Source organism: Calothrix sp. PCC 6303 (assembly GCF_000317435.1).
Classification (GTDB): Bacteria; Cyanobacteriota; Cyanobacteriia; order Cyanobacteriales; family Nostocaceae; genus PCC-6303.
In genome coordinates this window covers 1,940,037-1,953,236 of sequence record NC_019751.1, presented here as the reverse complement: position 1 = coordinate 1,953,236, position 13,200 = coordinate 1,940,037, and the positions used below count along the sequence as shown (strand labels likewise).

The window sequence follows — 13,200 nt, the reverse complement described above, 5'->3', positions numbered from 1 at the left end:
AAATTTCCAATTTAGCCCTGAAGCAAATCGTATTATCTTATCAACCTGATTACAGATTCTGAAGATTTTGTTTTCTTTAACTTATCCATAGTTTATTTAATAATTATTTACATTTATCTCGTGCCACAATAGAGACAAAGGTAATAAATACTTAATTTAGATCAGGAGGCTAGTTATGGTGGCACTCACCGAGAAAATCCAGAAACGGCTAACTATACAAGTTGAAGATATAGCAACCGATACCACTACCATTCGTTCCCTAGATTGGGATCGAGATCGGTTTGATATCGAGTTCGGTTTACAAAACGGTACTACATATAACTCGTTTATTATTCGTGGCGAAAAGACAGCATTAGTTGATACTTCCCATGAGAAGTTTCGTCAGCTATATCTTGATACCCTCAAGGGCTTGGTAGATATCAGCAAAGTTGATTATTTAATTATTAGCCATACGGAACCAGATCATAGTGGCTTGGTAAAAGATGTTCTCCAACTTGCCCCATATATTACGGTGGTTGGTTCTAAAGTAGCAATTCAATTTCTAGAAAATCTCGTTCACACCCCTTTCAAACGGCAAATTGTCAAAAATGGTGACAAAATAGATTTGGGGAATGGGCATGAACTAGAGTTTGTGATTGCGCCTAATTTACATTGGCCCGATACTATTTTTACCTTTGATCATCTAACTCAAACTCTCTACACCTGTGATGCATTCGGGCTACATTACTGCACTGAAGCAACATTTGATGAAGATTTGGAAGCGATTTCTCCCGATTATGCTTTCTACTACGAGTGCTTGATGGCACCAAATGCCCGGTCGGTTATATCCGCATTAAAACGGATGGGTGAACTACCAAAAGTAGACACCATCGCCACTGGACATGGACCCTTATTACGGCACAACGTCGCCGAATTAACTGGACGCTACCGAAATTGGAGTCAAACCCAAACCAAAGCAGAGACAACCGTCGGCATATTTTATGTATCAGAATACGGCGCAAGCGATCGCATTGCTCAATCAATCGCTGGTGGTATTAGTAAAACTGGTGTCGCCGTAGAAACTGTAGACTTAAGAACAGCAGATCCACAGGAACTTTTGGAACTAGTGGGACGTTGTGCGGGAATCGTCATTGGGATGCCACCAGCATCAAATTCAGATGCTATCACCACCTTGGGTACAATCTTGGGTGCAGCAAAAGAAAAGCAAGCTGTCGGTATTTTTGAAACAGGTGGTGGTGATGATGAACCTACCTATCCCGTCCTGAATAAATTCCGCGCCCTAGGTCTAAATGTGGCTTTCCCTGTAATCGAAATCCGCGATACACCTAGTGAAAATACTTACAAGCTTTGTGAAGAGGCTGGAACCGACTTAGGACAGTGGGTGACTAGAGATAAAAGCATCAAGGCGATGAAATCCCTAAGTGCTGATTTAGACAAAGCTCTGGGTAGAATTAGTGGTGGTTTATATATCCTCACCGCCAAGAGAAACGATGTCCAAAGCGCCATGTTGGCATCATGGGTGAGCCAAGCCAGCTTCAAACCCTTGGGTGTGTCCATTGCCGTAGCGAAGGATCGGGCGATTGAATCACTGATGCAGGTGGGTGATAAGTTTGTCCTGAATGTTTTGGAAGAAGGCAATTATCAACCTTTGATGAAACAGTTTTTGAAGCGATTTGCACCAGGTGCTGATCGTTTTGAAGGTGTCCGCACATACCCATCGCAAAACGGTGCGCCAATTCTCGCTGATGCTTTGGCATATATGGAGTGCGAAGTTAGCAGCCGCATGGATACAGGCGATCATTGGATTGTATATTGCAGCATCTACGCGGGACGGGTTTCTAAGCCGGAAGGGCTCACCGCAGTTCACCACCGCAAAGTTGGCAATCACTATTAAGGATGAAGGCAGGAGGCAGAAGGAAAAAGTTATTTTATAACCTTTTTGTCCCTTGAGAATAGTCTGTTTATTTCCGCCAAACTCCACTAGTGTTATATCCCCGACTACTTGCAGGATATCAGATACGATAACGATTTTGTGTGATTCCGAACGATGTTAGAGACGTGATATATCGCGTCTCTACAAACCAATTTGTTGATAATTTCCTCATTTCCCAGTTATGCAATCAACCAAACCTCGTGATGTTCAAGTTTTCCCCATTGGTACCAATACCAGGGTGTTTCGTTCCCGTAGCTGGACAAGGTTACGGTTTGAAATTGAATATGCTTTAGCTAAGGGAACCACAGCAAATTGCTACTTAATTGAAGCCGATAAAATTGCCTTAATCGATCCTCCCGGAGAAACATTTACTGATAGTTTCCTCACCACTTTACAAGAACGGGTTGATGTCAAAAAAATCGATTATGTAATCTTAGGTCATGTCAACCCAAACCGTGCCAAAACCTTAAAATCCCTTTTAGAAATTGCCCCCCAAATTACCTTTGTTTGTTCAAATCCTGGGGCAATTAATTTGCGTGGTGCTTTGGAAAATCCAAATTTACCAATTCAGGTGATGCGGGGAGATGAAAGTCTAGATTTAGGTCAAGGACATATTTTACAATTTATCCCCACAACTAATCCTCGTTACCCTGACGAACTTTGTACCTACGACTTACAAACCGAAATTCTCTACTGTGATAAACTATTTGGAGCGCATATTTGTGGTGATCAGGTATTTGATGAAGGTTGGCAAACATTAGTAGAAGATCGGCGTTACTACTTTGATTGTGTAATGGCACCCAATGCCCGTCAAGTGGAAACTGCCCTCGATAAACTTTTAGAATTTCCGGCACGACTCTATGCACCTAACCATGGACCCTTAGTACGTTATGGTTTGATAGATCTCACAAAAGCTTACCGTGAGTGGATTACTCAGCAAACATCCCAAGAAACCAGCGTCGCATTAATCTATGCCTCAGCCTACGGGAATACGGCTACATTAGCACAAGCGATCGCACGCGGCATCACGAAGGCAGGAATCGCAGTCCAAGCAATTAACTGCGAATTTACTGAACCCGATGAAATCCGCGCTGCTATCGAGAAATCAGCAGGTTTCATTATTGGTTCTCCTACCCTCGGTGGACATGCACCCACCCCTATCCAAACAGCTTTAGGTGTAGTTCTTTCCACAGCCACAACTAGTAAAATTGCAGGTGTATTTGGTTCCTTTGGTTGGAGTGGTGAAGCCATCGATTTACTGGAAACCAAACTCAAAGATGCCGGATATCAATTTGGCTTTGAACCCATCCGCGTCAAATTCACACCCGACGACAAAACCTTGCAAATGTGCGAAGAAGCAGGAACTGACTTTGCCCAAGGTTTGAAAAAAGTCAGGAAAGTCCGTGCCGTCAGTCAACCAGCCACTAATGTTGAACAAGCAGTAGGACGTGTTATTGGTTCTTTGTCTGTTGTTACAGCAAAACAAGGGGATATATCCAGCGCCATGTTAGCCTCTTGGGTATCCCAAGCTAGCTTTAATCCTCCCGGCTTAACCATCGCCATTGCCAAAGATAGAGCAGTGGAATCACTGATGTATTCTGGTAGTAATTTTGTCTTGAATATTCTCAAAGAAGGCAACCATATTGGCTTGATGAAGCAGTTTCTCAAACCATTTGCCCCAGGAGAAGACCGTTTTGGCGGTGTTGCCGTCCAAGAAGCCGCAAGTGGCAATCAAATACTTACTGATGCCTTAGCATACCTTGATTGCACTGTGCAAACCCGCATGGAAGTTGGCGATCATTGGTTGGTCTATGCCACCGTTGATGATGGTAAAGTATTGAATCAGGATGGTGTTACCGCTGTGCATCATCGGAAATCAGGTAATCACTATTAAATCAGTTAACAGTTAACAGTTATCAAGGCGTATGGTCTACGGTGTACACACATCTCTGTACCACTATACTTGGTAGCTGAAGCACCCAACGTGATACCAAATTCTCGCCCTGCTACGTCTGCTTGTGCTAATGTTCGTCGGTAATGGGAGAGTTGGGAACAAGAAATACTTTACGCTACATACTCCGAAACGGAGAACCAAGCTACGCAATGACATTCGTTGTGTAATTAATCCTGTTTGGTTACTTATGCGATCGCATGTGCGCGGGATTGCATGATATTAACCTGTTGTCTTCACAATTTTGATCTCACCGTAGTCTATAAATCTTCTGTTGTCGGTTTTTTGTTCACTTCAATATATTAATTTATCTAGCTACAACTATACTTCACAATCTAACATTAACAAACGTAAAAACAAGATTTTGAAATACTTATAAATCGTGATATATCTAACATTAGCACTGTGTATATATACATTTTGACAGGGTAGCTAATGCGTAAGATACAATTCCTATTTGCAAGCCTTTTCTTATACAATTTTACAATTAATCATCTTCCTGTAAAAGCACAAATTACACCTGATAGTACCCTGGGAAATGAATCTTCACAAGTTAATCCTAATGTCTTAATCAAGGGTTCTAACGCAGACCAAATCAATGGTGGCGCAACACGGGGAAGCAACCTTTTTCATAGTTTTAGCGAGTTTAATATTAGTGATGGGCAAAGGGTGTATTTTGCCAATCCCTCTGGAGTATTAAATATTTTGACGCGGGTGACAGGGAACAATTCGTCAAGTATTTTCGGGACTTTGGGTGTAGATGGAAATGCCAATTTGTTTTTGATGAATCCCAATGGAATTTTATTTGGGAAAAATGCCAGTTTGGATGTGCAAGGAAGTTTTATCGGGACAACTGCCAACGGTTTAAAGTTTGGGAATCAGGGAGTTTTTAGCGCGACAAATCCTGAAGCACCAGCTTTGTTAACGATTAATCCCAATGCATTAACCTTTAGTCAGCAAGAATCCGGTGCAATTACTAGCCAATCCCAAGCACCTGCGGGTGTAAGTCCGAATGGAAATAATACTAGAGGGTTGCGAGTACCTGATGGTAAGAGTTTATTGCTTGTAGGTGGGAATGTCAGTGTAGATGACAGTGGACTGAGAGCCTACGATGGCAGAATTGAAGTAACAGGTTTAGCAGCACCGGGAGATATTGGGTTGAATATGACAGGGGATATTCTAAGTTTGAATATTCCCAAAGATGTCACCCTAGCAGATGTATTTTTGAGTAACGATACTGGAATCAGTGTTCTTGGTACATTTGGTGGGAATATTGCCATTAATGCTCGAAATATAGATATAAATAGTTCAACATTATTTGCGGGAATAGCGATAGGGAAGGTAAGTCCAACAACCCAAGCGGGAGATATTACCTTAAATGCGACTGAAAATATTACATTAGGGGGGAATTTTAGTGCTATAGATAACCAGGTGTATGAAAATGCTATTGGTAACGGGGGAAATATTCGTATTTCTGCTAATTCGTTGACTTTAAAAGATGACGCAAGTTTGTCTACTTATACTTTTGGAAATGGGAATGGTGGAAGTGTATTTTTGCAGGTCAATGATGCTGTGACGTTGGAAAATAGTACTATTTTTAGCACTGTAGAAGCTGGTGCAGTTGGTAATGGTGGTGATATTAATATTCAAGCTGGTTCCCTGACTTTAACTGATAGCGCTCAATTATTAACAACAATTCGTCCTGCACGAAATACTTTACGTGCGGGTAAGGGAAATGGTGGGGATATAAATATTAATGTTCGTGGTGCTGTCACTTTTGCTAATCCAACACCGGGATTAATCAACGGAATTGGGGCAGAAGTCGGCAAAGGGGCAGATGGAAATGGTGGAAATGTTACTATTAATGCTGCTTCAGTGGATATTACTGGTGGTTCTGAAATTCAAACCAGTACTCGTGGGAAAGGAAATGCAGGGAATATTACGATAAATGCCCGCGATAGTATCAGATTTGATGGTAAAGGAGAAACAGGAAGTTTTAGTCGTGCTATAGCCGCAGTTCAAGAAGGTGCAGAAGGAAATGCAGGTAATATCAATATCACCACGGACACCCTAAAATTAACTAATGGTGCTTTCCTCAGTGGCAGCACACTGGGTCAAGGAAATGCAGCAAATATAACTATTAATGCCCGTGATATCAGTTTTGATAGTATAAGTAGAGCCAGTAGTGATGTATTTAAGACTGGTCGTGGTAATGGTGGTGAGATTCGCATTACTACAAATTCTCTTTCCCTAACTAATGGTGGGGAAATATCAAGTGATGTTTTAGGAGAAGGAAATGCAGGTAATATTTTTATCGATGCAAAAGATTCGGTAAAAGTTGATGGAGTTTTAGTTGATGCAGGAAAGCTTGAAGGTAGCAACCTAGATTTTGATGCTTGGAGTAATATTAGTAGTGACTTACTGGGTGAAAGTATCGGTAAAGCAGGAAATATTCAAATTACGACTCCTTCGCTTTCTCTGACCAATGCTGGGCAAATTTCTAGTACGAGTAGTGGACAAGGAGATGCAGGTAATATTACTATCAATGCGCCTAATAACGTTATCATTTCCGGTTTTGCTGGTAGGTTTAATACAAATAGCCAAGTATCGAGTTATGTAATTCGCAATGCTGTTGGTAATAGTGGTGAAATTCGCATCAAGACAGGTAATTTAACTGTAAATAATGGCGGTGCAATTGGTACGAATAACGGAGGTATTGGAAATGGCGGAAATATTTTTATCGATGCTACTGACACCATTACTTTTGATGGTATTGGTGGTAATGGTCAAGGAAGTCAAGCAGTTAGTTTTGCAACTAACGGGAATGCAGGAAATATTCAAATTAAAACTGGTTCTCTATTTTTAACCAATGGTGGAGTCCTTTCTTCTACTTTGAGTGGTAGAGGTAATGCAGGTAATATCGTCATCAATGCCCGCGATACCGTCAAAATTGATGGCATAATTCAAGATGGTACGGATGCAGATGCTAGTACTTTAACAAGCGCCTTGCTGAGTGGTGAAGGCAAGGGAGGAGATATTGAAATTATCACAGGTTCACTTTTTGTCACCAATGGTGGAGTTATTTCTGCGAATACAAGTGGACGAGGAAATGCAGGAAATATCACCATCAATGCTAGAGATACAGTAACTTTTGATGGTGGAGTAAATGGTTTATTTACTACTGCTGGTAATGCAACGCTGGAGGAAAGTGTAGGTAATGGTGGTGATATCCGGATCAATGCCAGAGCGCTATCTTTAAAAAATGGTGGTTCACTCGCTGCTTTTAGTAGTGGTTCGGGTAATGCAGGAAATATCTTTATAGATACTCTTGATAGTATCAACATTGATGGAAGTAATGGTAACAGCATTCCCAGCCAAGCAACCGCTTTCGCAATAGGAAGCGGAAATGGTGGAAATATTCAGCTAAAAACAGGAACTCTGACATTAACAGACGGTGGTCAGTTGACTACTTATGCCAGACGAAATGCGGGAAATATAGATATTAATGCCCGTGATGCAGTTTTTATCGATGGTATTAGTGGTGATACCCAAAGCGGTGCTTTCACCTCTTTGCTTCCTGGAGGTGTGGGTAAGGGTGGAGATATTCAATTAACAACCAACTCTCTCACAGTTCAGAATCGAGGGCAGTTAGCTACAATAACATTCGGTCAAGGTGATGCTGGAAACATCTTAATTAATACATTTGGTGATATTACCTTGAAGAACGGCTCTACCATCAATGCTGCAACTGTTGGACAAGGAAATGCAGGTAATGTCACAGTAAATGCTGGAGGAAAGATCTTCCTTGAAGGAACAACTGTCGATGGTCTTAAATTTGACACTGGTATTTTTACCATAGTAGCGTCAGATTCGGGATTTACTGGTCAAGGTAAAGGTGGCAACATTAATGTGACATCCCGCGATTTATCCCTCAATGGTGCAACGATATCTGCTAGCAACTTAGTCGATGGGAATGGGGGTGATATTAATATCAACACTGGTAATATTAGGCTAGATAACAAAAGCGCGATCGCATCTGTCACCAACTCCGGTAACGGTGGTAATTTCAACCTAAATGTTAAAGATTACATCCTACTCAGAAACAACAGTCGCATTTTCACAACTGCCGGATTTGATAATAAATCTAGTGGTGATGGTGGTAACATCACCATAAATACCCCTTTTATCGTTGCTGTACCCAAAGAAAACAGCGATATCTCCGCAAATGCTTTTAGTGGTACTGGTGGTAACATCAACATCCAAACCCAAAACCTCTTTGGTATCGAAGCACGTCCCAAACCCACAAATCAAAGCGACATCACCGCAAGTTCCGAACTTGGTGTGCAAGGGGAGGTTTCCATCCGCAAACCTGATGTAGATTCCAATCGAGTTTTAATACAGTCACCTCAAGTCTTCAAAGATAAAAGCGATGAACTAGATCAACTTTGTGGTAGAGGTAAAAAGCCTTTAGGTCGGTTTATAGCTACAGGAAAGCAGGGTACTTTACCAACTAATCCGGTTATAAATCCGATGCAGGGTGGAGTTGATTTTAGTGAACTTGCTACTTTAGATGAAAGTAATACTACTAATCGAGTCAATCAAGTTCCAGATAGTTTGACGGTGCAGAACCCATCACCAAATAGGATTGTGGAGGCTCAAGCCCTAGTTCGGGGTGCCGATGGAACTTTACACTTGGTAGCAGAAGCACCCAACGTGATACCAAATTCTCGCCCTGCTACGTCTGCTTGTGCTAATGTTCGTCGATGATGAGATAGTTGAGAACTTTGACACTCTGCCCTCCAAAGAGAGGCAGATTCTTTAAGACTTGCTTAAAAGGCATAGTCAAATATCCCTCTAGACACCAAAATCGTAGTAGATCCCCCTAAATCCCCCGATAAATTGGGGGACTTTGAGAGGTATTCTGCCCCCTAGCTCTTTTAGAGCGGCTGAGGCTTCGCCACGCCAAAGGCGAACGCCAAGTGTAAGGGGGTTGGGGGATCAAAAGCCTGGGGCAACCCGAAAAGACTTGTGTGTACACCGTAGCCTTCCCTGGTAGGGAAGGGATTGGGGGTTAGGTCTGTATTAAACTCAACTGCAAAACGCTATAGTAGTCTGTCAAAATAAAAATGACAGTTGCAGAGACGTAGCAATGCTACGTCTCTACGGTATTGTGGATTTGTACACAACTGTCAAAATAAAATTGACAGACTACTAGGATATTGCTTCAAAAAGTGGGATGCCCCCTATTTATGTGACTTATTTACCTTCAATCTGCTGTATTTTTAATATATTTAAAGATGATGAACTTAAAGCTGTGTAAATAATTTTACAAATTGTAATGAAAATTAACTTTATATCGAAAATTTTATTCCTAAAAATTATCATCCTCACCGGATTATTAACTACTAGTTGTAATCAAAAGCCTCCAGAATCTCGTAACCCAGAATTAACAATTGGTGTTGTTAGTTATGGGGAGGGAAATGTGTCTTTGGAAAAGTATGATCGCTTTAAAGACTACCTTGGGAAGCAAACGCGATCGCGTATTGAATTGGAACCCGCTTTTAACGAGTTACAAGCCATTGAACAAATTCAGCGCCAAAAGTGGGATATAGTATTTGCACCTCCTGGACTGGCAGCGATCGCAATTAGCAAGCAGATGTATATTCCAGTGTTTTCTATGGAGGGTGTCAGCAGCACTCAACGTTCATTATTGGTGGTGCGAGATGAGAAACCATATCAAAAGGTGAGCGATTTAAGGAATAAAGTTGTAGGGATGGCAGAAATGGGTTCAGCTGCTGGCTACTACGTTCCATTGTATGACCTTTACGGCTTAACTTTAGCCCAAATCAAGTTTGCATCCACCCCCAAAATAGCCCTCTCTTGGTTAAATGATAGTAGCGCGGATGCAGTTGCGATCGCTGAACGTGATTTTGAAGTGATGAAGCGGGAATTTTCGCCAACAAAATTTAGAGTCCTACATACCAGTCGCTGGATTCCTTCAGGAGTAGTACTAATTGGACCGAGTATTGATCGGACTCGTCAAACTCAAATCCAGAATATCATGCGGGAAGCTCCTGGTGATGTCACCGCTGATGCAGGCTATGTGCCAACTGCTAAAATACCCAAATACGATCAATTTATTCAATTAATTGATAAAGTCAGACCATTGGAAGAGCGAGTCAAGAAACAACCAGTTGTTTTGTTACATCAAGAATCGTTAAATACCGCAACACCAACTCCCCAAGCTACTAATAGTCCCTAACCAAAGTTGATTATTGTGGATGAGATTGATCCAGATACAAGCATCTACTTTAATATTTGTGAAATCAATTGATTTACAAAAGTTAACTTTTTTTGCTGCATAATTTATGTAAATCTCCCTCATTATTTATATAGGAGTGTGAGGCAGAATACAAATAGAACAGTATCGTTAACTTAATTTAACAAAAAATGTAATCCTTGCTAATTTTATGAAGCATCTATTTACAAAATATTATACAGAATCGCGCCAATAAAATTGGTTATTTTCTGTATATAAATGCCAATGCATCAGCAAGCGGTTAAGAACATAGATAATTAATTGGTGCTTAAAAATACCAAAAAAGGTTTTGAGATCTTGATTGGGGATATTAAGTTTTGATCCAAATAGGAACCAAAGTCCATATATATACAACAACAAAACCACAACTATCGTAATTGTGGCTGAATTTATTTCTCTAAATTTGTTTTGAATTAATTTACATCAATAATCCGTTATAAAAAATTGTTATTCCGAGAAATCGCTAGGAGTGGGATAAAATGACTAATTTACCCTTTACAGGCTCAGAAATCGCTGCTGGCACTTTAATTGATAACCGTTATATCATCCAGAAACTTTTGGGGCAAGGGGGTTTGGGACGTACTTATTTAGCATTTGACACTCGTCGCTTCAATGAACCTTGTGTACTCAAAGAGTTTGCACCAATTGGTACAGGGGAAGGTGGTTTAGAGAAATGCCGTAATTTATTTAAACGGGAAGCAAAAATTCTCCACAAGTTGGAACATCCCCAAATTCCGCGATTTTTGGCTTGTTTTGAAGGTGATGGACGGCTATTTTTAGTTCAAGAATTTGTCGATGGTAAAACCTATTCTGACCTATTACGCGATCGCCAAAGTCGTGGAGAGTGCTTTTCTGAGTTTGAAGTCATCGATTGGCTGAGAAAAATACTGCCTATCTTAGACTATGTTCACGAACACCATATTATCCATCGTGACATCTCCCCAGATAATATCATGCTACCTACAGGGGAAACCTTACCTGTGTTGATTGATTTTGGCGTTGGTAAGCAGATAGCCGACTTAAACGAAGGAAGTACCCCAGAAACCGCCACATTCGTTGGTAAGGTATCCTTAGTGGGGAAAGTGGGGTATGCACCTAGAGAACAAATTAGCATTGGAATGTGTTCCCCTAGCAGTGATTTATATGCTTTGGGTGTAACTGCCGCTGTTTTACTCACAGGACACGATCCATCATTTTTAATGGATCAATATTCATTAGAATGGAAATGGCGCGGCTTTTGCGAAGTTAGCGATCGCTTTGCCGAAATTCTCGATAAAATGCTAGCAGACAGACCAAAGTATCGTTATCAGTCAGCCAGTGAAGTCTGTTGGGATTTGGATGAATTAACGAAACAAGATGAAGATTTTTCCGTAAATTTTAGTGACACATACACTGACACAGATTTTGATGCTGATATTTCAACCCTCTATGATTTAGCACCTGAATCATCTACGACTAACTCTGAATTATATAGCAAATTACAAAACGATAATTTTAGCCAACCACACAGTAATAATTTCAGCCAGCTAAAAAACAACAATTTTAATCAAACACACAACAACAGCTTTAATTCTTTTCTTTCTCCCCAAAATCAGCAATCAGCATCTTCCATTACTCCTGATTTTCTCCAACGCTGCCAACAACAATTAGCCTCATATATTGGACCAATGGCTAGCCTGATTATTGAGGAAACCTTAGCAGATAATCCTGATATTTCACCATATCAATTAGTTGAACATCTATCAAGGGAAATATCAGAACCCCAGGCAGCCCTAGAATTTACAAGGACATTATTCACCTAAAATAACCTAGTTTAAATCTTCCAACTTAATGCGTGGATCAGCAAATTTCAGCATTAAATCTGCCACTAAATTACCCAAAATTAACAATACTGCCCCCATCACCAAACTTGCCATTAACACATACAAATCTTGATCTTGGACTGCCTTTAAAGTTAATCTTCCTAAACCGGGCCAATTGAAGAAAAACTCAGCAATAAAAGCACCACTTAACAAACCAGCAAGCTCAAAACCCAACAACGTAATCAGAGGATTAATGGCATTACGTAATGCATGAACATAAATCACCCGATTTTCTGGTAATCCCTTAGCACGGGCAGTTTGGATATAATCTTGCCGCAATACATCCAGTAATTCACCCCTAGTAATTCGCTGTAATCCAGCAAAACTAGTAACACTCAAAGCAATAGTTGGCAAAATCATGTGCCATAGCACATCCAAAATTTTACCAAACCAATTGAGTTCTTCATGATTAATACTGGTAATACCACCAGTTGGGAAAAGGGGTGTTGTGATTTGGGCGAAAATTAATAAAAACAAGGCAGTAATAAAACTAGGAAAACCCTGCCCAATATAGCTAATTACCTGTAAAACTCTATCAGTGGTGCGATTTTGTTTAACTGCTGCCACAATTCCCAAAGGAATCGCAACTACCCAAGTCATCACCAACGAAGAAACCGCTAATAGTAATGTGGCTTGAACTCTTTCTCCAATTAATGAAGCTACAGGACGTTGGGAAAGAAAGCTTTGATTAAAATCCCACTTTGTAAAAATTCGCCATAGCCAGAGAAAATATTGTTCAGCCCACGACTTATCTAACCCATACAAACGTGTTAACTCAGCAACACGATCTTCTGAAATTTTGGGATTTTGCCTGAGGACATCAAGATAATCACCTGGGGCTAACTGAATGATAAAAAATGACAAGGCAGATGCTAATAACAGTGTAAAAGATGCCTGTAATAGTCGTTTAATTACATAGATTAGGGTTTCACTCGTTAAAAACCGAATGAACCAATCTTTACCTGTTTCCCAAGAAACCTTACTGGCAGTCATAAGCAATCAAGTCTCTAAACTCAATGATTAAAAGTCAATAGTCCATTTATCCAAGGAATCAATCATATTCCAATACCGTTCAGTTAAACCCAAAATTCCTTGTAGAGACGCGAAATTACCCTACGGGTAGACACGGAGTGGC

At 40.6% G+C, this 13,200-nt stretch carries 6 protein-coding genes; 5 read left to right on the top strand and 1 reads right to left on the bottom strand.

Annotated elements, in window-relative coordinates:
- The first annotated feature begins 175 nt into the window (after nucleotides 1-175).
- The 5 genes from CAL6303_RS08010 to CAL6303_RS07990 all read left to right on the top strand — a co-directional run bounded on the left by CAL6303_RS08010 (nucleotide 176) and on the right by CAL6303_RS07990 (nucleotide 12,005).
- Complete coding sequence (locus CAL6303_RS08010) at nucleotides 176-1,894, top strand: diflavin flavoprotein (protein WP_015197336.1); 1,719 nt, start codon at nucleotides 176-178, stop codon at nucleotides 1,892-1,894.
- A gap of 220 nt (nucleotides 1,895-2,114) precedes the next feature.
- Nucleotides 2,115-3,827, top strand: a complete 1,713-nt coding sequence (locus tag CAL6303_RS08005; RefSeq protein ID WP_015197335.1) for a diflavin flavoprotein — start codon at nucleotides 2,115-2,117, stop codon at nucleotides 3,825-3,827.
- A 492-nt stretch (nucleotides 3,828-4,319) separates the two neighbouring features.
- Nucleotides 4,320-8,651 carry a beta strand repeat-containing protein gene (locus CAL6303_RS28400; protein ID WP_015197334.1) on the top strand — a complete coding sequence of 1,444 codons (4,332 nt, stop codon included), beginning with the start codon at nucleotides 4,320-4,322 and terminating at the stop codon, nucleotides 8,649-8,651.
- A gap of 571 nt (nucleotides 8,652-9,222) precedes the next feature.
- On the top strand, nucleotides 9,223-10,146 hold the full coding sequence (locus CAL6303_RS07995) for a phosphate/phosphite/phosphonate ABC transporter substrate-binding protein (protein WP_015197333.1): 924 nt from the start codon (nucleotides 9,223-9,225) through the stop codon (nucleotides 10,144-10,146).
- Nucleotides 10,147-10,682: 536 nt separating this feature from the next.
- On the top strand, nucleotides 10,683-12,005 hold the full coding sequence (locus CAL6303_RS07990; protein ID WP_015197332.1) for a serine/threonine-protein kinase: 1,323 nt from the start codon (nucleotides 10,683-10,685) through the stop codon (nucleotides 12,003-12,005).
- Nucleotides 12,006-12,011: 6 nt separating this feature from the next.
- Here CAL6303_RS07990 and CAL6303_RS07985 read toward each other — a convergent pair whose 3' ends face one another.
- Nucleotides 12,012-13,058: an ABC transporter permease gene (locus tag CAL6303_RS07985; RefSeq protein ID WP_015197331.1), complete on the bottom strand. Its 1,047-nt coding sequence runs from the start codon at nucleotides 13,056-13,058 to the stop codon at nucleotides 12,012-12,014.
- Nucleotides 13,059-13,200 lie beyond the last annotated feature (142 nt).